This is a genomic window from Kribbella sp. DT2, assembly GCF_049844575.1.
Classification (GTDB): domain Bacteria; phylum Actinomycetota; class Actinomycetes; order Propionibacteriales; family Kribbellaceae; genus Kribbella.
On the sequence record NZ_JBNCLH010000007.1, the window covers coordinates 183120 to 204629 of the forward strand.

Here is a 21510-nt window from a genome sequence, read left to right on the forward strand (position 1 = left end):
GGTGACTCCGGTACCGGCTTCCGAGCGGCCAGTGCAGACCGCGGTGATTACTCAGCCACGGATGGGCGCGACAGGGCAGGGAGTGGTGGAGTTCGCGGGCACGGTGACCGGGCTGCAGCCCGGCGAGACGCTGTGGATCGTGCTGACGGAGCCCGTCCCGCGGCGGTACTACCCGGCGGTCGGTCCGTGTGCGGTCGACGGGAACAAGTGGTCCTGCCGGGCGATCACCTTCGATGGGCCGGGCGCCTACAAGGCGTTTCCGTTGATGGCCGACGCGGAGGGGACCTCGGGAATGGCCGCGCTGGTTCCCGGGAATGCGACGTCGAGTGCGATCGAGCCCGTGGAACGCCTTCCTCGGGGCACCTGGCAGTGGGGCCCGGAGGTACTTTTCGCCACGCGCTGAAGCAGCCCAGCCGTTTCCGGGAAGCGGCTGGGCCGTGAGTCAGTCGGTGCCGGACTCCATTGCTGCCCGGTCGAGCAGGGCCGCCTCTTCGTCGACCTCGCCGCGGGAGGCGATCAGGTTGGCGCCGCCTTCGGGCATTTCGCCGATCAGCTGGGGGATGCCGGTGCCGATCAGTTCGGCGTGGGCGGTGCCGATCATGCCCAGGCCGGCGTACTGCTCGAGCTTGGCGCGGGAGTCGGCGATGTCGAGGTTGCGCATCGTCAGCTGGCCGATCCGGTCCAGCGGGCCGAACGCGGAGTCCTCGGTGCGCTCCATCGACAGCTTGTCGGGGTGGTAGCTGAACGACGGGCCGGTGGTGTCGAGCAGCGAGTAGTCCTCGCCGCGCCGCAGCCGCAGCGTGACCTCGCCGGTGATCGCGGCGCCGACCCAGCGCTGCAGGGACTCCCGCAGCATCAGCGACTGCGGGTCGAGCCAGCGGCCCTCGTACATCAACCGCCCGAGCCGCCGGCCCTCGTTGTGGTACGACGCGACGGTGTCCTCGTTGTGGATCGCGTTCACCAGCCGCTCGTACGCCGCGTGCAGCAGCGCCATGCCCGGCGCCTCGTAGATGCCGCGGGACTTCGCCTCGATGATCCGGTTCTCGATCTGGTCGGACATGCCCAGGCCGTGCCGGCCGCCGATCGCGTTGGCCTCCATCACCAGGTCGACCGCGGAGCCGAACTCCTTGCCGTTGATCGTCACCGGCCGGCCCTGCTCGAACCCGATCGTGACGTCTTCGGCCGGGATCTCGACCTCGGGGTCCCAGAACGCGACGCCCATGATCGGCTGCACGGTCTCGATCCCGGTGTCGAGGTGCTCCAGCGTCTTCGCCTCGTGGGTGGCGCCCCAGATGTTGGCGTCGGTGGAGTAGGCCTTCTCGGTGCTGTCGCGGTACGGCAGCTCGTGGGCGAGCAGCCACTCGCTCATCTCCTTGCGGCCGCCGAGCTCGGTGACGAACGCCGGGTCGAGCCACGGCTTGTAGATCCGCAGGTTCGGGTTGGCGAGCAGGCCGTAGCGGTAGAACCGCTCGATGTCGTTGCCCTTGTACGTCGAGCCGTCGCCCCAGATCTGGACGTCGTCCTCGAGCATCGCGCGGACCAGCAGCGTGCCGGTGACGGCGCGGCCCAGCGGGGTCGTGTTGAAGTACGCCCGGCCGCCGGAGCGGATGTGGAACGCGCCGCAGGTCAGCGCGGCCAGGCCCTCCTCGACCAGCGCCGCCCGGCAGTCGACCAGGCGGGCGATCTCGGCGCCGTACGCCTGGGCCCGGCCCGGGACCGAGCCGATGTCGGGCTCGTCGTACTGGCCGATGTCGGCGGTGTACGTGCAGGGGACGGCGCCCTTGTCGCGCATCCAGGCGACCGCGACCGACGTGTCGAGCCCTCCGGAGAAGGCGATGCCGACGCGTTCGCCGACGGGCAGAGAAGAGATCACCTTGGACATGAGAATAAGTATGCAGTCTCCTGCATGATCATGCAAGCCGGAGCGGGAAGCGCGGCGCCGACGCCTAGGCCGCGCGGCGCCGATGAAGATGGCCGGCCAGCGGGTACTCCGGCGGCAACGCGGGCAGCGTGCTGTCGAGCGGGTAGCCGGTCTTCTCGGCCACGCGGCAGGACCCGGGGTTGTCGACCTGGTGGATGAGGTCGATCGCCTCGATGCCAACGCTCCGAAAGGCCCACTGGGTCAGCGACTCCAGCGCCCGGGGAGCGACACCGCGACCGCGAGCCGCGGCAGCGGTCCAGTACCCGACCTCGGCGGTCGGCTTCCCCGGAGCAACCTCTTTCAGTACGACGCTGCCGAGCAGCTTGCCGGCCTCCAGTACGGCGAACGCGAGGCGCTTGCCGCTGGCCCAGTTCTCCTGCTGGGTCTTGAACCATTCCTCGCCGTCCGACTCCTGGCGCGGACCCGAGCGCGTCCAGCGGTGCAGGGCCGGATCCTGGTGGGCCTCGATCAGAGCGGCGAGGTCGTCCAGCCGCCAGGGGCGCAGCGTCAGCGCGGCGCCGGTTGCGGTGGCGGGGGCCGTGAGGATGGCGGGCGCCGTTGGGGTGGTCGACATACTGCGAGTGTGCCGGGCGGGCGGTGCGCGTTGTGGATCGCCTGTGCCGACGGGACTGCCGGCGGTCAGGTGGTGGCGAGGGTCCTGATCGCGGCGGCGACTGCGGCTGGGTTCTCCTCGGGGAGGAAGTGGCCGCAGCGCAGGACCTCGGTGCGGAGGTCGGCGGCCCAGCTCGACCAGATCTCCTGGGGATCGAACGGGAGCGGCGTGTCGCCGGGGGCCTGCCAGGCGGCCAGGGTCGGCATCGACAGGGTGTGGCCGGCTTCCTGGTTCTCGGTGTCCTGGGCGGGATCGACGAAGGCGCTCGCGCGGTAGTCGTCGCAGACCGCGTGGATCACCTCGGGGCGGCTGTACACCTCGAGGTAGTGCGCGCGGACGGCGTCCGGGATCGCGTCCGGGACCTTGGTCCAGGTGTCGAGGAAGTGGCCGAAGAACGTGCTGGGATCGGCGGCGATCAGGCGCTCGGGGAGGTCGGTGGGCTGCGCGAGCAGGTAGAGGTGGAAGGCGAAGACGCCGGCCGGTCCTTGCAGCGCGGCCCAGTTGTCGGCCGAAGGCAGGATGTCGAGGATGCCGACGTGGCTGACGCTGCCGGGGTGGTTGAGGGCCATGCGGAACGCGACCAGGCCGCCGCGGTCGTGCCCGACGACGGCGAACCGGTCGTGCCCGAGCTCCCGCATCAGCGCGACGAAGTGCGCGGCGACGCGGGCCTTGTCGAAGCCTTCCGGGCCGTCGCCGAGGCGATCGCTGTCGCCGTACCCGGGAAGGTCCGGGCAGATCCCCCGGAAACCGTCGGCCAAGAGTGGGGCGACCTGGCGCCAGGTCAGCCGGGTCTCGGGGAAGCCGTGCAGCAACAGGAGCGGACTGCCGGTCCCGCCGACCTCGCAGCTGGTCGCCCGCCCGTCGACACTCACAGTGAGGGTCTCGAACTCCTGGATGCTCGGTGCGGTCATGTACCCCAGGTTGCCGTCGCCGAGCGAAACAAACGGTGGATGCTGAGGTATGGCATTTCCTGGGGCTGAGTTGCTGGATGACGTGGAGTTCTCGCCGGTGACGCGAGGGGAGATCGCGCGGGGCGTTGGCGCCTTGGGGGTCGGGGCGGGGGACGTGCTGATGGTGCACGTGCGGTTGTCGGCGTTGGGATGGGTGGTTGGCGGGATCGACACGGTCGTGCGGGCGCTGCGGGACGTGGTGGGGGCCGAGGGCACCTTGGTGGCGTTCTGCGGGTGGGACGACAGCCCGTATCACGTCGCGTTCTGGCCGCGGCGGTGGCAGACGGCGTACGACGAACTGCCGGGGTTCGACCCGGCGGTGTCGTCGGCGCGGCGGGACTTCGGGCGGTTCCCGGAGCGGCTCCGGACCTGGCCGGGCGCAGTCCGGAGCCCGCATCCGGAGGTGAGCTTCGCTGCGCTCGGCGCGCGGGCCGGTGAGCTGATCGCGGACGTTGAGGATCCGTGGGGAGTGGGCGGGACGTTGGGGCGGCTCACGTCGTACGGCGGGAAGGTGCTGATGCTCGGTGCGCCGTTGAAGACGTTGACGTTGTGCCATCACGCGGAGGCGATCGCGGCGGTCGAGGGCAAGCGGTACCACAGTTACCGGATGCCCGTTCGGACCAGCGGAGGCGATGTGTGGCGGGACTGCACGACGCTCGACACCTTCTACGGCGCTTTGCCGTACGACGTGGAGAGCGCCGTGGGCAATCTCGCGCAGCAGGCCGTCGCCGCGGGCGCAGGGCGCAGCGGGCGGGTCGGGGCGGCGGAGAGTTGGGTGTTCGACGCGGGTGCGACGGTCAGGGCGGTTCGGGGGTGGATCGAGGCCAACTTCTGACTCAGGCCGGGGGCAGGTCGTTGGCCAGCTTGATCAAGCGGTCGAGGACTCCGCCGCCGGATGCCCGGGCGCCGTCGTGCTCGTACTCGTTGGTGATCCAGGTGGTGACGTTGCCGACGCGGGAGGCCGTGTCGAGCGACAGCGACGCGTCGACGTACATGTCGTCGTGGTAGATCGCGGCGGCGACGGGAACGCGGTTGTCGGCCAGCACGGCTGGGTCGTAGAGCGGGGTCCAGTCGATCGCCGCGGCGAGGAGGTTGGCGGCTTCGGCGAACGGGCGCAGGCCGGCCAGGTCCTCGACCATCCAGGGGTAGATCATCTCGCCGGTGAACAGGAACGGCTCGGCGGTCGGCGCGAACTCGGTCGGCATCACGCGGGACGCGGCCCAGTCGGTCGGGCGGTCGTCCTGGCCGTACAGCGACTCGTGCAGTACGACGAACAGCGGGCTGAGCGTGTGGTCGGTACGCGCCATCGCGCCGTGCAGGAAGGCGTCGGAGAGCTCGGGGCCGTCCCACGCCTCGTCGATCAGCCAGTGCAGCGACTCGGCGGACTCGCTCATGCCGAGGCCGAAGCCGAGCGTCTGGAAGCGTTCGACGGTCAGGCGGTCACCGTTGGGAAGGCGGACGTCGGACGCCGTCAGGTGGTCCACGATGCGGCGGACCTTCGAGACGTCCTCGGGGAACAGGCGGTAGTAGCGCAGCGTCTTGGCCTTGGCGCGCGGGTACGTCCGCGTGTAGACGTCGTCCGCGGTCGCGTCGATCCCGGCCAGCCCGCCGGTGACGTAGCAGGCCTTCAGTCCCTCGGGCGCCTTCGACAGGTAGGTCAGCGTGATGAAGCCGCCGTACGACTGGCCGAGCGTGGACCACGGCTTGCCCGGGCTGAGCTGACCGCGGATGAACTCGGCGTCGGCCACGATCGAATCGGCGCGGAAGTTCTTCAGGTACGCCGCAAGCTCCTCGGCGCCCATCGACAAGGCCGTACGACGAGTGACCGGCGTACTGCGACCGGTCCCGCGCTGGTCGAGCAGCAGCACCCGGAACTCCCGCGTCGCGCGCTCGAGCCAGCCGCTGCCGCTGGTCGGCCGCGGTGAGGCCCCGCCCGGCCCGCCCTGCAGGAACACCAGCCAGGGCAGGTCGTCGACCACCTTGGTCGGCGCGACGGCTTCCCGCGCGAACACCTCGATCGTCGGACCGTCCGGCCGCGCGTGGTCGAGCGGCACGGTGAAGGTGTGATCGGTCAGCACAAGTCCTGGGATTCTGGCCACGCGCCCATTGTCCCGCATCAGCGCACGCAAGCCCCATGGTTTTCCACAAGCCCGCCGAGCTCAAGGCCGGACTTCGGCCACCAAAGCCAGTCGGTCATGCCAGCGAGTCGGCCGCGCGCACGGCACCAACAGTGCCATCGGACTAGCAAGGCAACACCCCGCACCCTCTGCAGAGAAGGAGATACGGGGTGTCGCCATAATCACTGGAAGGATCTCGGCCTGATCGCGACAATGGCCCAAGTGTTTGTTGGCCGAAAGGCAGGCTGCCCAAGATCCGGCAAGGAGCGTGCGTCTCATGTGCGAGCAGTTCTACTCGGACGCGAGGTTGTACGACCGGTTGTTCCCCGGAGGCGAGAAGGCCGTCGACTTCTACAAGACCGAGGCCGACCGGCAAGGCGGGTCTGTCTTGGAACTCGGGTGCGGCACCGGGCACAAGCTGATCCCGATCGCGTCCGACGGGCATCCGTGCACGGGCCTGGAGCTCTCGCCGGACATGCTTGCCGAGGCTCAGCGCAAGGCAGACGAGCGTGGCGTGGAGGTGCAGTGGGTGCAGGGCGACATGCGCGAGTTCGACCTGGGAAGAACGTTCGATCTCGTGGTCATCGCCGCCAATTCACTGCTCCATCTGCAGGAAGCTGAGGACTTGGTGGACTGCTTCCGGTCGGTGCGAAAGCACCTGGCGCCCGGAGCTCGGCTCATCTTCGACGTCTTCAACCCGAGCGTCCGCATGCTCGCGCAGGCCGACGGCGTTCGACGCAGGCACGACGCCTTGTCGTTCGTGGATCCCGAGCGTGGCGTGGTCCATGTCGATGTCGCGGAGACCTACGACGCGGCCGCGCAGGTGACTCGCGGCAGGTGGTACTTCTCGACCGATTCCGAGGCCGACTTCAGTGTCGCGCCGCTCGAGATGAGAAGCATCTTCCCCCAGGAGTTGCCGCTGCTGCTCTCGCTCGGCGGCCTTCGGGTTGTTGAACGCTTCGGCGACTGGTCCCGTGCGCCACTCACCGCAGATGCGGCGCTCCAACTCTACGTCTGCGCTCCGGACTGACCCGAGAGCCGGCCGGACTGTCGGTTCTCATTGCGACCCATGGCGCTCAGTAGGACGCTGCCTGAGTACGCTCACCGCATGGCGCACGGGACCCGGATAGCGACGTGGAATGTGAACTCGGTGAAGCAGCGGATGCCTCGGTTGCTCGACTGGCTGGACGAGCGGGAGCCGGACGTCGTCTGCCTGCAGGAGACGAAGCTGGCCGACGACGCGTTCACGGCCTTGCTGGGCAAGGAGCTGGCGGCGCGGGGGTACGAGACCGCCTTGTACGGCGAGGTGCAGTGGAACGGTGTCGCCCTGTTGTCGAAGGTCGGGATCGAGGACGTGGTGACCGGCGTGGCGGGCGCGCCGGGGTTCCCGAAGCCGGAGGCTCGGGCGGTGGCGGCGACGTGTGGCGGGATCCGGATCCACTCGCTGTACGTGCCGAACGGGCGGGAGCCGGACTCGGACCACTACGTGTACAAGCTGGCGTGGCTGAAGGCGCTCAGGGACGTGGTGGCGTCCGGGCCGGCCGAGCAGATCGTGTGTGGTGACATGAACATCGCGCCGACCGACGCGGACGTGTTCGACCCGGCGGCGTTCGTCGGTTCGACGCACGTGACCGTGCCGGAGCGCGAGGCTCTGGCCGCGCTGCTGGCGACCGGGCTGCACGACGTCGTCCGGGACCGGTGGCCGACGGAGCGCGTGTTCAGCTACTGGGACTACCGCGCCGGCATGTTCCACCAGGACCTGGGGATGCGGATCGACCTGATGCTCGCGTCGGACCCGGTCGCCGAGCGGGTCAAGGCGGCCTGGATCGACCGGAAGGCGCGCAAGGGCACCGGGCCGAGCGACCACGCGCCGGTGATCATCGACCTGGACGTCGCACCGGACGGCGACCTCGGTCCCGTCGTACCGCCGCCGTCGAACCCGCGCGGTGCTCGCAAGCGGACCACCAAGCTGCCGCAGAACCGCTGATGCGCAGAGCCCTGCTGCTGGTCGTCCTGCTGTTGTTCACAGCAGCCTGCAGTGAGGACAAGCCGCAGGCTCAGCCGGTCAGCTGGTCGCAGGTGAAGCTGCCGGCCGAGCCGGTCGTGCTCACCGGCCACGACGACCAGCTGCTGGTCGGACTGCGCGACCGCAACGCCAAGGTGGTCCCACGCCTTCTGCTGGTCGAGGGGGACAAGCAGAGCGAGGTCAAACTCAGTCCGAGCAGCCCGTACTCGTTCCACGCCGTCTGGAAGTCCATCGCGTACGACGGCCGCCAGGTCCTCGCACTCGGTGGTGCGGCGGGCGGCGCCCACTCCAACGTGCGCTGGACGGTGTGGACCGGCGACACCGCCTCGCTCAAGGAGTTGCCGCAGGTGTTCACCACCTTCGGCGGGCCGGATGCGGGCAGGGTGTACTCCGCCGTGATCGCTCCAGCCGGCCAGGCGCTGCTGGGCGCGTGGGCGAGCAAGACGTCCGGGCTGGACGCAGCGGTCTGGCTGCCAACTGGCACGAAGTGGACCCGCCAGGACTCGACCGGGACAGTGCTGCGGAGCCAGCCGTCGCTGCTGGTGGGTCCAGGCGATGCGACGGTCCACGGCGATGCGATCGTGCAGACCGGGTCGCAGGTGCGGCTGGCGAAGGACGTCGTACAGCAAGAGGCTGCGGTGTGGGTGTCGCGGCGGCTCAACGACGGGTGGTCGGGGTTCGCGCTGCCTGAGGTGGGTGCGCGCAGCCAGGGCCTGCGGGTCGCCTGCGGGGAGCAGCTGTGCACGGTCGCGGGATGGGTCGAGGGCAAGCTCGCGCTGTGGCAGTTCGACCCTGCTAAGCCGGACAGTGCGCACAGGCTGAAGGGGCTGCCGGAGATCGCCGTCGGCGACAAGACCCCGGTGCCGCCGCCGGTCCTGGACGGCGACCAGATCGTCCAAGTAGTTGCTGACGGCAATCAGGTGAAGGTGCTGCGCGGCACCGACGGCAGCTGGACGGTCAAGACCTCGGAGGGTCCGACCGGTGAGGTCACCGACGCCCGGCTGGTCGGCCGCTCGCTCTACCTGATCGCCGGCAGCACGCTCTGGAAGTCAGCCGAGTAGACCGCGGACGTACGCCGCCTGGCCGGCGTGCTGGAGGTCGTCGGACAGCACGCTGTTCAGCCGGACGCCGAGGGTGACCGGCGGGTCCCAGTGCTTGTCGACGACGCGTTCGAGGTCGTCGTCGGCCAGGGTCTTCAGGTACTCCAGTGAGCGGGCGTGCACGGCGTCGTAGTACCCGATCAGCAGCTCGGCGGACACCTTGACCGCGGCAACGTCCTCGGGGGTGTGCCCGTAGCCGGTGTCGGACGGATCGAAGGGGAGGCCGAGGCGGTCGTGCCAGCCGTCGGCGGTGATCACCTGCTCGTAGCCGCCGGCACCGGCCAGGTGGTCGTCCTGGATCCGGGTCAGGTGCCAGACCAGCCAGGCGATCGAGTTCCCCTTGCCGTCCGGGCGGGTGCTCAGGACGTCGTCCGCCAGACCCTCGGCGGCCTCGTGCACGACCTCCTGGATCCGGCCGAAAGCGTCGAGCAGAACTGCGCTGGTGTTCATCTTTTCCCCTTCGTCACGCGAACTCCTGACACCGTACTCCGGCCTGTGGACAGCCTCGCGCACGGCGGGCTGAAACGTTCTACTGTGAGCGCTACCAGACCCGTGAAGGAGCAGCTGTGGAATACCGCACCCTCGGTGCGAGCGGCACCGTCGTCTCGACGTACGCGCTCGGCACCATAACGTTCGGGAACGAGACCGACGAGGCCGGCGCGCACCAGCAGCTCGACCGGTACGTCGAGGCCGGTGGCACGCTGATCGACACCGCCGACGTGTACTCGGCGGGCGTGTCCGAGCAGATCGTCGGCACCTGGCTGGCCAAGAGCTCCGCCCGCGACAACGTCGTCCTGGCCACCAAGGGCCGGTTCCCGACCGGCGACGGGCAGAACGACGTCGGCACGTCCCGCCGGCACCTGCGGCGCGCGCTCGACGAGTCGCTGCAGCGGCTCGGCGTCGACCACATCGACCTGTACCAGCTGCACGCGTGGGACCCGATCACCCCGCTCCAGGAGACGCTCAGCTTCCTCGAGGACGCCGTCCGGTCCGGCAAGATCGCGTACGGCGGCCTGTCGAACTTCACCGGCTGGCAACTGCAGAAGGCATGCGACCTGATCGACCGGCAGGGCTGGTCGCCGCTGGTCACGCTGCAGCCGCAGTACAACCTGCTCGTTCGTGAGATCGAGTGGGAGATCGTTCCGGCCGCGCAGGAGAACGGGCTCGGCCTGCTGCCGTGGTCGCCGCTCGGTGGTGGCTGGCTCACCGGGAAGTACTCGTTCGACGAGGCGCCGACCGGCTCGACGCGCCTGGGGGAGAACCCGGATCGTGGCGTCGAGGCGTGGGCCCGGCGGAGCAAGAACGAGCGGGTGCGCGCGGTGGTCGACGCGGTGCGGGCGATCGCCGAGGCGCGCGGGATCTCGATGGCGCAGATCGCGCTGGCCTGGCTGGTGGACCGGCCCGCGATCACGTCGGTGATCCTCGGGGCGCGGACGACCGAGCAGCTGGACGACAACCTGGCGGCCGCGGATCTGCACCTCACCGAGGAGGAGACCAAGCAGCTGGACGAGGCGAGCGACCCGGGCGCGGCGGACTACCCGTACGGCGTACCGGGTGTGAACCAGCGTGATCGCCCGATCACCGGCGGCCGCGGCTAAGTAGGCAGGTGGCGGCGGGAGCACGCGCACCGCGGCGACGGCAGGGGCGGCTCTAGGCGGGCCGCCCCGACCGGCTCGAGTCGGTTGAGGCGAAGCTCAGAACTGGGTGTGGTCAGGTCGGCAGGACGTCCGACCAGAGCACGCCCAGTGCCAGGCAGGCCAGCGTGACCAAGCCGAAGACGCCGACCCAAAGGATCGCCGGCACGCCGGTGATCCGCCGCAGCTGGTCGGCGTCGGAGTTGCGGCCGGCGCCGTGACGGCGGGAGCGCTGCAGCTCGAGGACGGCGCGCGGCGCGGCGAGCAGCAGGAACCAGGTCAGCAGGTAGGCGAACGCGGACTGCACCTGCTCCGATCCCCACCACGAAACGCCGAACACGACGGCGCCGAAGGCGACCACGGACCAGAGACCGAACAGGTTGCGGATCTGGAGCAGCAGAATCACCAGGGCGAGCAGCAGGCCCCAGAGCAGGCCCACGGCGTACCCGCGACTGAGGACGAACGCGGCGGCGAGGCCGAACAAGGCCGGACCGGGGTAACCGACCAGCAGGACCGCGACCATGCCCAGGCCGTCCGGCTTGCCGCGCGAGACCGTGACGCCGGACGTGTCCGAGTGCAGCCGGATCCCCGCGAGCTTGCGGCCGGCCAGCAGCGCGATCAGCCCGTGCGCGCCCTCGTGCGCGATCGTCACCACCTGGCGGGTGTGCCTCCAGACCGGTCGCCACCCGATCAGCAGCAACGCGACAATGCCGGTGCCGATCACGACCTCGAGCGGCGGATCGGCCTGCACGGACGTGATGTTGTCCCAAACCTCAATCACCGGGACATCTTTGCAGGTAGGTGGTGATGCGGCGACGGGGCGTGGATGGGGGGAGGTCCGTGCGGGCGCCGCCGCGGGGGTTCGGGCGCGCTGCTAGGTGAGGTGGGTTTGGGTTTTGGACTCGGCGCGGGGGAGTGCTGATGGGCAGCTGGGTGGGGATTTGGCGACTACTTGCTGCCTTGACGGTGGGGACTGCGTTGTTCAGTTCGTTTGCTCGGCGAGCTGCGCGACCGAGCGGAGGATGCCGCGGGTTGCGATCGCGTGCGCGCCTGAGCTGATCACGAGCAGTCGGTAGATCCGTCCGTGCGGTCCGGGAAAGGCGGCGTACGTGAGTGCTCTCAGCGTGGTGCTGCCTTCGAGCTCGAACCGGAGCAGGTAGTTGGAGAAGTGGTGGCGGCCGGTCAGATCGAGGCGTTGACCGTCGATGCTGTCGGCGATCTCGAAGCCTCCGCGCGGTTTGGTGCCGAGGATCAACGCCAGCGGGTTGCGCGGACCGATCAGCAGGTCACCGGTCGCGTGCTGGTTGAGCGCTTGCCAGACCACGTCCCGCGGACAGGCGAGGCTGAGGGAGTGCTCGTCGACAAAGGGTGGCTGCACACCGGCAGGCTAGCTCCACGGGATGTGCACGGTCACGCGTTCGCGAAGTTGCTCACTGATCAGCCAGAGCTCGTTGGTCGCCGGCCAGTGCGACAGGTTCTCGGTGTTCTTCGGCGCCTTGGTCCAGACGCTGGTCGCTCCGCCCGCCGTACCGCGGTGCAGGCAGCTCGGGTAGTCGACGCCGTCGCCGATGTTGTCGGCGTACTCGGGACAGACCCCGGTGATGACGAAGTTGTCGCCCGAAGACACCGCGCCCTGCATGCCCCACACGGGAGAGGCAAGTGCCTCCACAGCCTGTACGACGCCCGCCGCGTTCGTCCGCGGCAGCCCGGTCGCCGGGTCGTGCGGCCAGCGGACGATCCGGCCGCCGCCGCGGGCGGTGTGCTCGGCGCTGACGAACGATCCCGTGTGGTCGAGCGCGAGGCTCGAGAAGCACGGCCGGTTGCCGGTCGACGCGGCGCAGCCTCCGCCACCGGCGTACCAGTAGGCCCCGATCTGCGGCAGCGCGAACGCGTGCCAGCGCGCGTGGTACTTGCCGTTAGCACCTAATCCGACGGTCTCGCTGCTGGTGTCCGTGCGCCACAGGTGTCGCAGGTCGAAGACGCGCAGCACGGATCCGCTGGTCGCGACCACGAGATAGTTGCCCGACCAGTACAGGCCGTGCCCGTGCCCGGTGATCGCGGAGAAGTTGGTGTCCGACGTCGGCTCGACCAGCAGCACGTGCCGGTACTTGTTGGTGGCGACGTCCAGGAACGAGACCCGGATCGCCGTGTCGTCCGCGTTGTGCCAGGTCGCCGCGATCACCCGCCGCGCGCCACCGGCCGGCTGCGCGTCGCCCGACCCGGTCACACCCTGCGGGATCCACACGTTCTCGTCGTCGTCCTCGCCGTCCTGCCAGCAGAACCCCTGCGGCGTCAGCGCGGTGTTCAGGTACGTCGGGTGGCAGAGCGCGCGCCCGGTCCGGTTCGACGCCGCGAGCACCTCCGGTACGCCGACCGGCGCGAGCTGCGGCTTCGTCTCGAGCGCGGTGATCCTCGCGCCGTACGTCGTGAACGTGCTGCCCTGCACGAGCTGGAACCCGGACGCGTCGATCCGCGGGAAGGTGGCGGCGGCCTGAGCCGGAGGTCCGCCGAGCAGGGCCGGCGGTACGCCGAGCAGGCCGGTGACGAGGGCGATCGCGACCAACAAACGACTGATCCGCATGCTGTCGATGCTGACCGGCTTCACGGCCGTTGGCCACCAGGACAACGGGTCGGGATCCGAGGCGTTGACACGGAAGGGGTCGCGGCGGACGGTGGACAGATCGCGACGCCCAGGGGAGGGGCGCGCCTGTTGGGGGATGTCATGACCGAACCGCGCAAGACCGTTACCAAGAAGCCGGCGACTCGGAAAGCCGTTGCCCGTAAGGGAACCCGAGCTCAGCAGGCGGCCGCCGTACCGTTGCCGCAGTTCCTCGCCGGAGCCGGCACGCTGACACTGGCCCAGCGTAAGTTGCTGGTCGACCAGTCGCTGCTGCTGCTCGGCGAGAACTACGTGCACCTGCCGTTGAAGGCCGCGATGCACGCGGTCAACCCGTTGCAGCGGCTCCGCGTGCTGCGGGCCAGGATGGAACGCCAGAGCGACGCGACGATGGAGGCCGAGTGGATCTTCCACCGGCAGATGTCCAGCATCTTCCACTCGGTCCGCGACCTGCACACCAACTACCTGCTGCCCGCGCCGTTCGCCGGCCAGGTCGCGTACCTGCCGTTCACGATCGAGAAGTGCTTCGACAGTGTCGGCGAGCACTACCTGATCACCCGGGTGGTTGCTGGGTACAGCGCGCCGCAGTTCGGGCCGGGTGCGGAGGTGACGCACTGGAACGGTACGCCGATCGCGCGGGCCGTCGCGCTCAACGGGACTGTGTTCGCGGGGAGCAATGACGCGGCGAACCTCGCGCGCGGGCTGGAGTCGCTGACGCTGCGGCCGCTGGTGATCCAGGCGCCGCCGGACGAGGACTGGGTCACGCTGACCTACACCGGTCTGGACGGGGCGGCGCAGGAGCTGCGTGAGCAGTGGAAGGTGACCACGAACCTGCCGCCGATGACGGATCTGGACGCGATCACCGAGGCGTCGGCGTCGATGGGGCTTGATCTGGATTCCGACGAGAAGTCGCGGGCGAAAAAGACCTTGTACGTACGGGACGTGGTTGATCTCGAGCGGGGCGAGAGCTCGGCCGCGCTGGCCGCGCCGGTCGCGGTCGGGGCGGCGGATCTGCCGACGACGATGCCGGGGGTGTTCCGGGCTCGTTCGGTGGCGACGTCGAGTGGGACGTTCGGGCATCTGCGGATCTTCACGTTCAGCGTGACGGATCCGGTCGGGTTCCGGGACGAGTTCGTTCGGTTGGCTGCGTCGTTGCCGCAGGACGGGTTGATCGTTGACGTGCGGGACAACGGTGGTGGGCACATCTACGCGAGTGAGTTCACGTTGCAGACGATGACGCCGCGGCGGATCGCGCCGGAGCCGGTGCAGTTCATCAGCACGGCGCTGAACCTGCGGATCTGCCGGCGGCACAAGGACAACCCGGCCGGGATCGACCTCGGTCCGTGGTTCGACTCGTTGGATCTGGCGACCGAGACCGGAGCGACGTACTCGGCGGCCAAGCCGATCACGCCGGAGGACGGGGCGAACGAGGTCGGGCAGACGTACTACGGGCCGGTGGTGCTGGTGACGGATGCTCGGTGCTACTCGGCGACGGACATCTTCGCTGCCGGGTTTGCGGATCATGAGGTCGGGATGATCCTTGGCGTGGACGACAACACGGGTGCCGGCGGGGCGAACGTGTGGACGCACGGGTTGCTGGCGACGCTGCTGAACGAGCCGCCGCCGGCTGACCCGACTTCGCCGTACGTCGCACTGCCGAACGGGGCGAATCTGCGGGTGGCGATTCGGCGGACGCTGCGGGTGGGGGAGCTGTCGGGGACGCCGGTGGAGGACGTCGGCGTGCGGCCGGATGCTGTCCATCGGATGACTCGGGAGGATCTGCTGGCGGGCAATGCGGATCTGCTGGAGGCGGCGGGGGAGTTGCTGGCGGGGATGCCTCGGCGGCGGCTGGACGTCAGTACGTCGATGGCTGGTTCTACGTTGACGGTCGGGATCGAGGTGGAGGGGATCGATCGGGTCGACCTGTACTTGGAGGGGCGGCCGATCAGCTCGGAGGATCTGGTGGGTGCGCCGGTGACGATCGAGATCGTCGATGTTTCGGCGGGTCAGGTGCTGCGGGCCGACGCCTTCTCTGCTGGTCACCTGGTCGCTTCTCGACGGGTGCAGGTCTGACTTGCTGTCGCCGTGATGCGGCCGGAAAGGTCGTACGGGCCGGGCGCCGGTGCGGCCGGAAAGAGGAAGAGTAGAGGCCGGGGGTGGGGGCGCGGGGCTGGACTCGGCAGCCGGTGGGCGCGTCGGGACAACGCGCCCACCGGTGCCGGACCGGTGGACTCCGCCGAGGCGCCGGCGAACGGTGGGGTGCCGGTCGCCGGGCCGGGGAGTTGCGGCTGGCAAGGCCGCGGTGGGTTCGCCGCCGGGCCGGGGTGGCGGCTGGTGTCAGCGGTCGGCGTCGGCCGGGGTGCTGGCGGTGGCCAGCTCCTCGTCGGCTCGGACCAGGTAGGGGTCGCGTTCGAGGACGAGGCGGGCTGCTGTGGCGCCGATGTCGAACCAGAGGCCGACCAGTTCCAGGCGACCTTCTTCCTCGGCCTTGCGGACGCAGGCGAAGCTGCGCAGGTTCTCCAGCTGGACGGCGACGTTTGCCACCGACAACTTGTCCGCGGGGCCGAGCTTGACGCCGGTGGCCGGGTCGACGATGTCCGGCAGGGCGACTGCCCGGCGTACGGACGGTTCCAGGTGGCGTAGCCAGGTGCGGAGACCTGAGCCGTCGTCGTCGACGCTGTCCAGCGCGGCGCCGGCGGCGCCACAGTGGGAGTGGCCGCAGACGACGATCGAGGTGACGCCGAGCACGTCGACGGCGTACTCGACCGCGGCGTCGACCGAGTTGCTGTTCGACCCGTACGGCGGGACCAGGTTGCCCACGTTGCGGACGCAGAACTGCTCGCCGGGACCCGTAGTGGTGATCAGGTTCGGCACGATCCGGGAGTCCGCGCAGGTGATGAACAGCTGCGTCGGCTTCTGCCCGTCGGCGGCCAGTTGCGCCATCATCGGCCGGATCAGATCGGCCGACTCCTCGAATTCGCGGATCCCGTCCAGCATCGAGGCGCGCTGGTCCGGCGCGGGTACGACCAGCTCGTTCTGCCAGGGCAGCCGGCGCTTGGCGTCACCCTGCAGGGCCGCCCGGAATGCCGACCGGTTGAGCTCGACCGTGCCGCCGCGCGCGATGTGTCCGCGCCGCCAGTCCTCGATCGCCTCGTACGCCGCGTGGTCCAGGTGATCGACCTGGAGCTTCACGCGGACGTCGGCGCCGGCCGGGACCGTGCGCAGCGTCCGGACCAGTGATGCGACGCCAAGGAACACCAACGTCCCTTGGATGCGCACGGTCCAGACGCCGCCGTCCTCGGTGGCCGTGACGGTGGCTCTGGCCAACCGGTAGAGCACCCGGCCGAGCGCGAGCAGCAGTCCGGCGAGCACACCTTCGGCGAGGCCGAGCGCGGCAACACCGGCGGCGGTCACGACGTACACGAGCAGTTCGTCGTGGCGGCGCAACGTGCGGATGTGGGCGAGCTGGACCAGCCGGAGCCCGGTGACGAGCAGCACGCCCGCGAGAGCGGCCATCGGGATGAGCTCCAGCATGGCCCCGGCCGCGAGCACGAAGACCGCGATCCACAGGCCGTGCATGATCGCCGAGGCGCGGGACTTCGCGCCGGCCGCGACGTTGGTCGAGCTGCGGACGATGACGCCGGTGACCGGCATCCCGCCGAGCGCTCCGGAGACCGCGTTCGCGGCCCCCTGGCCGATCAGCTCGCGGTCAAGGTTGCTGCGCTTGCCGCGATGAAGCTTGTCCACGGCAACGGCCGAGAGCAATGACTCGACACTGGCGACCAGGGCAACGGTCAGCACCGCGGTCCCGATGTCGAGCACGCTGCCGGACGGCATCACCGGCAGGATCAGCTCCTGCAACGGGTTGTCCGGCAGGTTGACGCGGGTGACGTCGACCATGAACAGAGCGGCCAGGGCGGTGACCGCGACCACCGCGACCAGCGGAGCCGGAACGACCTTCACCTTCGGGATCCGCGGCCACACCAGCAGGATCACGACTGTCAGCACACCGACGAGGACCGACCCGGCGTGGTGTGCGAGCAGTTGGTCGGGAAGCCCGGCCAGGTTGGCGATCAGCGAGCTCTGCGCCCGTCCACCGAGAACGACGTGGAGCTGCTGAACGGCGATCGTGACACCGATGCCCGCGAGCATGCCGTGCACGACCGCGGGAGAAAGGGAGAGCGCGAGCCGGCCGACGCGGGTGACACCGAGCAGGATCTGCACCAGGCCGGCCGCGCAGGTGATGCCCGCGGTGGCGGCCCAGCCGAACTGGCTGACCAGTCCGGCGACGACAACAGTGAGGCCGGCGGCCGGGCCGCTGACCTGGAGAGGGGAGCCGCCGAGCGCGCCGGCGACCACGCCGCCGACGACGGCAGCGACGAGGCCCGCGATCAGCGGCGCCCCGGATGCTGCGGCAATCCCCAAGGACAAAGGGATTGCGATCAGGAAGACCACCAGCGAGGCCGGTAGGTCATGACGGACGATGGACCTCCACGCGGCCTGTTCGACAGCAGGCTCGCGCGAAGGCGGGGAATGGGATTTGGACTGCGTTGTGGACATGGTCGGCACGGGTCCCTCCGGCGTCGGTGCGAGTGCATCAGGCGTCGAAACAAAGAGTGTCGATCTCGTTACTCATAGTACCCAGCCGTTCAAGGGCCGACGACCCTCGATTTGTTGCCCTGGGCTCAGATCGCCCGGAGTAGTGCCGAAATCGTTGCCTAAGGCAGCGTTGAGACCCGGCGCTCGGCGGCCACGCCGGCTTTCAGCACGACACCGTGGCCCGGGGCATCGGTCGCGGCGATCCGGCCGTCGACGATCGGCGGCAGACCGTCCACCAGCTCGGCGTACCAGGTCCGCAGGAAGGCGCGAACGGTCTCTTGGATCAGGCCGTTCGGCACCGACTGGGTCAGGTGTACGCACGCGGCCAGCGTCGCCGGGCCGGTGCAGTCGTGTGGAGCGACCGGTACGCCGTACGTGTCGGCGAGCGCCGCGACCTTGCGGGCCTCGGTCAGTCCGCCGGTCCACTGGACGTCGACCGTGACGACGTCGACGGCTCCTCTGTCCAGCAGAGGCAGGAAGCCGCGCCGGCCGACGAGCGTCTCGCCGGTCGCGATCGGGACGTCGACGTCGGCCGAAAGCGCGGCCAAGGCGTCGACGGCGTCGGGGCGCATCGGGTCCTCGACCCAGTACGGCCGGTACTCGGTCAGCGCCTGCAGGATCGTCGTCGCACCCCGTCGGTTCCACAGGCCGTGCAGCTCGACCATCAGCTTCAGGTCGAAGCCGACTTCCGAGCGGATGGCGTCGATCACCGCCAGCCCGCGGCTCAGCTCGGCCGGCGAGATGTCCGTCCCGCCGGTCGCCTCGGCGGCGCGGTCGAACGGCCAGACCTTCATCCCGGTGATGCCCTCGTCCCACAGGTCGCGCGCGAGCGCGGCCGGACGGTTGAGGAAGGCCTCGAGATCGTCCCAGCGATCCGGAGTCGTTGCCGGCACACCCCAGTTGTCCGATCGTTGCCTCGTACTCGTACTGATGTAGCCCGGTCCCGCGCACGTGTTGTACGTCGGCACCGACTCCTGCACCGGCCCGCCGAACAGCCGGACCAGCGGCAGCCCGGCCTCCTGCCCGACCAGGTCCCACAGCGCGAGGTCGACCGCGCCGTTCCCGCGCGTCTCGACCCCGGCCCCGGCGAAGCCCGTGTACGACGCGAGCGCGCGGGCCATCGACTCCGGCGTCGGGTCGACCGCGCCGAGCAGGACCTCGGCGGCCGACTCGTGCAGGTACGACTCGACCGTGCGGCCGCCGAAGAACGCCTCACCCAGACCGGTCCGCCCGTCGTCGGTGTGCAGCAGCACGAACACCAGGTTCGGCTGGATGCTCGGCCTGACCGTCTCGACCGCAGTGATCCTCATCGCAGGTCCCTTCTCGTCAGCTGGTCCCTTACCTGTTCCCGGCCGTCCGGAAACTACGATCGAGGCAGCCGAGTCAGGAGAGAGTCGATGGATCTTCAGTTGTCGGGCAAGACCGCGGTCGTCACCGGGGCCAGCAAGGGAATCGGGCTGGCCTGCGCCGAGGCGCTGGCCTGGGAAGGGGTGCGCGTCACCGGCATCTCCCGCGACCCGGGCAACCTCGCGAAGGCGCAGGCCGAGCTGAAGGCGAAGGGCCTCGAGTACGCCGTGGAGGCCGTGGACCTGACCGACGCCGACGCGACCACCGCCGTCTTCGCGCGGATCGGCGTACCGGACATCCTGATCAACTGCGCGGGCGCGGCGCGCCGTACGCCGGTCGACGAGCTCGACAGCACGACGCTGCACGCGGCGATGGAGGCCAAGTACTTCACGTACATGCACGCCACCGAGGCCGTGATCCGCGGGATGGCCGAGCGCGGCAGCGGCACGGTCGTCAACATCGTCGGCCAGGGCGGCCGGCAGGCGAACCCGCTGCACATCGGCGGCGGCGCGGCCAACGCGGCGCTGATGCTCGCGTCGGTCGGCTACGCGAAGGCGTACGCCGGGCGCGGCGTCCGGGTGAACGTGATCAATCCCGGCCTGACCCGCACCGGCCGCGTCGACGAGGGCCTCGAGGCCGCCGTACGGGCGACCGGTCGCCCCAAGGACGAGCTGCTCAGCGAGATGGTCGCCGAGATCCCGCTGGCCCGCGCGGCGGAGCCGGCCGAGATCGCGAACCTGGCTGTCTTCCTCGCGTCGCCCCGAGCCAGCTACGTCACCGGCGCCGTCGTCCCGATGGACGGTGGCGCGACATCCGCGATCTGACGTCGGCCAGGCCTCCGGAGAGACTGCTGAGCATCGGCGAGCTGGGTGCTCGCTGCGGTGTCGCCACGCACGTCCTGCGGCACTGGGAGGACGCCGGCCTGCTCACGCCGACGACGCGCGTCTCCGGCCGCCGCCGGTACGACGACTCGCACGTCGCGCGGGTGGTGATGATCCGCCGCGGCAAGGCCGCCGGGCTGTCGCTGGCTCGCCTCCGCGAGATGCTCGAAGCGCCCGACGGGCCCGCGCGGCGCGCCGTACTGGCCGAGCAGCACGCTCGCCTCGACGAGCAGATCCGGCAGGCGCGGGAGTCCCAGCGGCTCCTCGACCATGCGCTCGCCTGCGAGTCCCCGGACTTCACGGAGTGTGCTCACTTTCGCGCTCTGATCGCTGAGCTCCAGTGAAGCTCGTCGAGATCTCCGGTGGGCGGGTGCTGCTGAGCGATCGGCGGACCGGGCGGAAGTGGTATGTCGATGTGGACGACTTCCGGTTGGCGGACGTGGTGGTGACGCAGGCGGTTTACGCGGAGGTCACCGGGGAGCGACCGAGCACGTCGGCCGGTGACGAGTTGCCGGTGGAGAACGTGGCTTGGTGGGACGCGGTGCGGTTCTGCAACGTGTTGTCGGAGCGGGAGGGCCTGGCGCCGGCGTACGAGCTGCTGGCGGAGGAGGCGGCGCGGTGGGATCCGGCGGCTGACGGGTACCGGCTGCCGAGTGAGGCGGAGTGGGAGTACGCCTGCCGGGCGGGCAGCACCGGGCCGCAGTACGGGCACTTGGACGAGATCGCCTGGTACCGCGGGACGTCCGACGGCCGGCCACACGAGGTGGGCGGGAAGGCGCCGAATGCCTGGGGGCTGCACGACATGCTGGGCAACGTCTGGGAGTGGTGCTGGGACTTCTACGACCCCGAGGTCTACGGCGAGTACCGGGTGCTGCGCGGTGGCGGGTGGTTCGATCAGGCGTGGAGCTGCCGCGCGTCGGTACGGCGGCGCAGTCACCCGACGTTCCGGATCGACGACGTCGGGTTCCGGGTGGCTAGGAGAAGTGCGTGACCGGTCGCTCCACGGGGACGCCGTCGATGGTGAGGTCGACCTTCTCGTTGAGGAAGGCGACGTGGCCGGAGACCGGGAGGAGCGGAGCGGTCGGGAAGTCGTAGGACCAGGCGACGTCGGCGGCCTCGCCGGCTGACCAGTACCCGGTCGTGCGGCCCTTGTACGGGCAGGCGGTGCGGGTCTCGCTGGGCGTCAGGTGGTCGAAGGCGACCGCCGTACGAGGGAAGTAGTAGCGCGGCGGGAGACCGGTCTCGTAGACGATCACCGTCGAGGTCGAATCGGCCAGTACGACGCCGTCGAGCGAGACCTGGACGTGGCGGCAGGACTTGAGGGCGTCGACGCGGGAGTACGGGTTGCGCGGGTGGACGAAGACCTCCTCGTCCTCCTCGAACCAGCTGTCGACGGCGTCCCACTCGAAGCGGACCAGGCCGGCGAGCTCGCCCTCGTCGTACTGCCAGGCCGTGCCCGACCCGACCTGCATCACCCGCGCATCGCCGTGGTGGAACGTCCGCGTCTCGCCGGTGTCGGTCAGGACGCCGTCCGCGACGTCCGCGGCCGGGACGTAGTACTGCGGGTACGGCGGGAACTCCCAGACGTAGACCGCGTTCAGGGTGTCGAGCACGACCTCGCCGTGGTGCAGCGCGCGGATCCGGCGGGGGACCGGCACGGGCCCGGTCGGGACGATCGATTCGGGGTAGCTCATGCAGCCAGTAA

General features: G+C 70.0%; 21 protein-coding genes. 10 read left to right on the forward strand and 11 right to left on the reverse strand.

The genetic code is table 11. The features are described 5' to 3' along the window. The first annotated feature begins 61 nt into the window (after positions 1–61). Positions 62–403 (forward strand): hypothetical protein, encoded by a 342-nt coding sequence (locus ACLQ2O_RS28430; protein ID WP_425837001.1) that lies wholly within the window; start codon positions 62–64, stop codon positions 401–403. Positions 404–442: 39 nt separating this feature from the next. On the opposite strand, the gene argG is transcribed toward ACLQ2O_RS28430, so the two are convergent. From argG to ACLQ2O_RS28445, 3 genes are all read right to left on the reverse strand, one after another. Continuing rightward, positions 443–1882 (reverse strand): argininosuccinate synthase, encoded by a 1440-nt coding sequence (gene argG / locus ACLQ2O_RS28435; RefSeq protein ID WP_425837004.1) that lies wholly within the window; start codon positions 1880–1882, stop codon positions 443–445. A 64-nt stretch (positions 1883–1946) separates the two neighbouring features. After that, positions 1947–2495 (reverse strand): GNAT family N-acetyltransferase, encoded by a 549-nt coding sequence (locus tag ACLQ2O_RS28440; RefSeq protein WP_425837007.1) that lies wholly within the window; start codon positions 2493–2495, stop codon positions 1947–1949. A gap of 65 nt (positions 2496–2560) precedes the next feature. Beyond that, positions 2561–3445 carry an alpha/beta hydrolase gene (locus ACLQ2O_RS28445; protein ID WP_425837010.1) on the reverse strand — a complete coding sequence of 295 codons (885 nt, stop codon included), beginning with the start codon at positions 3443–3445 and terminating at the stop codon, positions 2561–2563. A gap of 73 nt (positions 3446–3518) precedes the next feature. Here ACLQ2O_RS28445 and aac(3) point away from each other — a divergent pair, with 73 nt between their 5' ends. Beyond that, complete coding sequence (gene aac(3) / locus ACLQ2O_RS28450; protein ID WP_425837819.1) at positions 3519–4319, forward strand: aminoglycoside 3-N-acetyltransferase; 801 nt, start codon at positions 3519–3521, stop codon at positions 4317–4319. A gap of 1 nt (position 4320) precedes the next feature. On the opposite strand, the gene ACLQ2O_RS28455 is transcribed toward aac(3), so the two are convergent. Next, positions 4321–5583, reverse strand: a complete 1263-nt coding sequence (locus tag ACLQ2O_RS28455; RefSeq protein WP_425837013.1) for an alpha/beta fold hydrolase — start codon at positions 5581–5583, stop codon at positions 4321–4323. Positions 5584–5908: 325 nt separating this feature from the next. Between ACLQ2O_RS28455 and ACLQ2O_RS28460 the strand changes: the two genes are divergently transcribed. From ACLQ2O_RS28460 to ACLQ2O_RS28470, 3 genes are all read left to right on the forward strand, one after another. Further along, the gene (locus ACLQ2O_RS28460) at positions 5909–6631 is read left to right on the forward strand and encodes a class I SAM-dependent methyltransferase (RefSeq protein WP_425837016.1); all 723 of its coding nucleotides are present in this window, start codon (positions 5909–5911) and stop codon (positions 6629–6631) included. A 78-nt stretch (positions 6632–6709) separates the two neighbouring features. Further along, the gene (locus tag ACLQ2O_RS28465) at positions 6710–7588 is read left to right on the forward strand and encodes an exodeoxyribonuclease III (RefSeq protein ID WP_425837019.1); all 879 of its coding nucleotides are present in this window, start codon (positions 6710–6712) and stop codon (positions 7586–7588) included. Continuing rightward, the gene (locus ACLQ2O_RS28470) at positions 7588–8688 is read left to right on the forward strand and encodes a hypothetical protein (protein ID WP_425837022.1); all 1101 of its coding nucleotides are present in this window, start codon (positions 7588–7590) and stop codon (positions 8686–8688) included. Before ACLQ2O_RS28465 ends, ACLQ2O_RS28470 begins: the two co-directional genes overlap by 1 nt. On the opposite strand, the gene ACLQ2O_RS28475 is transcribed toward ACLQ2O_RS28470, so the two are convergent. Next, complete coding sequence (locus tag ACLQ2O_RS28475) at positions 8677–9177, reverse strand: mycothiol transferase (protein ID WP_425837025.1); 501 nt, start codon at positions 9175–9177, stop codon at positions 8677–8679. The genes ACLQ2O_RS28470 and ACLQ2O_RS28475 overlap by 12 nt on opposite strands. A 116-nt stretch (positions 9178–9293) precedes the next feature. Here ACLQ2O_RS28475 and ACLQ2O_RS28480 point away from each other — a divergent pair, with 116 nt between their 5' ends. Further along, the gene (locus tag ACLQ2O_RS28480; RefSeq protein ID WP_425837028.1) at positions 9294–10325 is read left to right on the forward strand and encodes an aldo/keto reductase; all 1032 of its coding nucleotides are present in this window, start codon (positions 9294–9296) and stop codon (positions 10323–10325) included. A 112-nt stretch (positions 10326–10437) separates the two neighbouring features. Here the strand turns inward: ACLQ2O_RS28480 and ACLQ2O_RS28485 are convergent, their stop codons facing one another. The 3 genes from ACLQ2O_RS28485 to ACLQ2O_RS28495 all read right to left on the reverse strand — a co-directional run bounded on the left by ACLQ2O_RS28485 (position 10438) and on the right by ACLQ2O_RS28495 (position 12942). Then, entirely contained in the window at positions 10438–11142 is a 705-nt protein-coding gene (locus tag ACLQ2O_RS28485) for a M50 family metallopeptidase (RefSeq protein ID WP_425837030.1), read from the reverse strand. A gap of 201 nt (positions 11143–11343) precedes the next feature. After that, positions 11344–11739, reverse strand: coding sequence for a hypothetical protein (locus ACLQ2O_RS28490; RefSeq protein WP_425837032.1), 396 nt, complete (start codon positions 11737–11739; stop codon positions 11344–11346). A gap of 9 nt (positions 11740–11748) precedes the next feature. Further along, on the reverse strand, positions 11749–12942 hold the full coding sequence (locus ACLQ2O_RS28495; RefSeq protein WP_425837034.1) for a hypothetical protein: 1194 nt from the start codon (positions 12940–12942) through the stop codon (positions 11749–11751). A gap of 141 nt (positions 12943–13083) precedes the next feature. Here ACLQ2O_RS28495 and ACLQ2O_RS28500 point away from each other — a divergent pair, with 141 nt between their 5' ends. After that, positions 13084–15051, forward strand: coding sequence for a S41 family peptidase (locus ACLQ2O_RS28500; RefSeq protein ID WP_425837037.1), 1968 nt, complete (start codon positions 13084–13086; stop codon positions 15049–15051). A gap of 264 nt (positions 15052–15315) precedes the next feature. On the opposite strand, the gene ACLQ2O_RS28505 is transcribed toward ACLQ2O_RS28500, so the two are convergent. Then, positions 15316–17538: a bifunctional SulP family inorganic anion transporter/carbonic anhydrase gene (locus ACLQ2O_RS28505; protein WP_425837040.1), complete on the reverse strand. Its 2223-nt coding sequence runs from the start codon at positions 17536–17538 to the stop codon at positions 15316–15318. Between the two features lie 158 nt (positions 17539–17696). Further along, positions 17697–18887: a mandelate racemase/muconate lactonizing enzyme family protein gene (locus ACLQ2O_RS28510; protein WP_425837043.1), complete on the reverse strand. Its 1191-nt coding sequence runs from the start codon at positions 18885–18887 to the stop codon at positions 17697–17699. 87 nt (positions 18888–18974) lie between these two features. Between ACLQ2O_RS28510 and ACLQ2O_RS28515 the strand changes: the two genes are divergently transcribed. Genes ACLQ2O_RS28515 through ACLQ2O_RS28525 form a run of 3 tightly spaced genes read left to right on the forward strand, consistent with a single transcriptional unit; the run spans position 18975 to position 20796 of the window. Further along, positions 18975–19748: an SDR family NAD(P)-dependent oxidoreductase gene (locus tag ACLQ2O_RS28515; protein ID WP_425837046.1), complete on the forward strand. Its 774-nt coding sequence runs from the start codon at positions 18975–18977 to the stop codon at positions 19746–19748. A gap of 41 nt (positions 19749–19789) precedes the next feature. Then, a complete protein-coding gene (locus tag ACLQ2O_RS28520) occupies positions 19790–20149 on the forward strand; it encodes a MerR family transcriptional regulator (RefSeq protein WP_425837822.1) in 360 nt (119 codons plus the stop codon). Then, positions 20146–20796, forward strand: a complete 651-nt coding sequence (locus tag ACLQ2O_RS28525) for a formylglycine-generating enzyme family protein (RefSeq protein WP_425837049.1) — start codon at positions 20146–20148, stop codon at positions 20794–20796. The genes ACLQ2O_RS28520 and ACLQ2O_RS28525 overlap by 4 nt, the downstream gene beginning before the upstream one ends. Here ACLQ2O_RS28525 and ACLQ2O_RS28530 read toward each other — a convergent pair. Further along, positions 20780–21499 (reverse strand): DUF427 domain-containing protein, encoded by a 720-nt coding sequence (locus ACLQ2O_RS28530; protein ID WP_425837052.1) that lies wholly within the window; start codon positions 21497–21499, stop codon positions 20780–20782. The genes ACLQ2O_RS28525 and ACLQ2O_RS28530 overlap by 17 nt on opposite strands. Positions 21500–21510: the final 11 nt, after the last annotated feature.

Bases quoted from the DNA above. Each gene is read 5' to 3' on its own strand.
- ACLQ2O_RS28510 (WP_425837043.1), bottom strand. From the start codon at position 18,887: ATGAGGATCACTGCGGTCGAGACGGTCAGGCCGAGCATCCAGCCGAAC.
- ACLQ2O_RS28445 (WP_425837010.1), bottom strand. From the start codon at position 3,445: ATGACCGCACCGAGCATCCAGGAGTTCGAGACCCTCACTGTGAGTGTC.
- ACLQ2O_RS28495 (WP_425837034.1), bottom strand. From the start codon at position 12,942: ATGCGGATCAGTCGTTTGTTGGTCGCGATCGCCCTCGTCACCGGCCTG.
- ACLQ2O_RS28470 (WP_425837022.1), top strand. From the start codon at position 7,588: ATGCGCAGAGCCCTGCTGCTGGTCGTCCTGCTGTTGTTCACAGCAGCC.
- ACLQ2O_RS28515 (WP_425837046.1), top strand. From the start codon at position 18,975: ATGGATCTTCAGTTGTCGGGCAAGACCGCGGTCGTCACCGGGGCCAGC.
- ACLQ2O_RS28430 (WP_425837001.1), top strand. From the start codon at position 62: ATGGGCGCGACAGGGCAGGGAGTGGTGGAGTTCGCGGGCACGGTGACC.
- ACLQ2O_RS28500 (WP_425837037.1), top strand. From the start codon at position 13,084: ATGACCGAACCGCGCAAGACCGTTACCAAGAAGCCGGCGACTCGGAAA.
- argG (WP_425837004.1), bottom strand. From the start codon at position 1,882: ATGTCCAAGGTGATCTCTTCTCTGCCCGTCGGCGAACGCGTCGGCATC.
- ACLQ2O_RS28465 (WP_425837019.1), top strand. From the start codon at position 6,710: ATGGCGCACGGGACCCGGATAGCGACGTGGAATGTGAACTCGGTGAAG.
- ACLQ2O_RS28440 (WP_425837007.1), bottom strand. From the start codon at position 2,495: ATGTCGACCACCCCAACGGCGCCCGCCATCCTCACGGCCCCCGCCACC.
- ACLQ2O_RS28505 (WP_425837040.1), bottom strand. From the start codon at position 17,538: ATGTCCACAACGCAGTCCAAATCCCATTCCCCGCCTTCGCGCGAGCCT.
- ACLQ2O_RS28530 (WP_425837052.1), bottom strand. From the start codon at position 21,499: ATGAGCTACCCCGAATCGATCGTCCCGACCGGGCCCGTGCCGGTCCCC.
- ACLQ2O_RS28475 (WP_425837025.1), bottom strand. From the start codon at position 9,177: ATGAACACCAGCGCAGTTCTGCTCGACGCTTTCGGCCGGATCCAGGAG.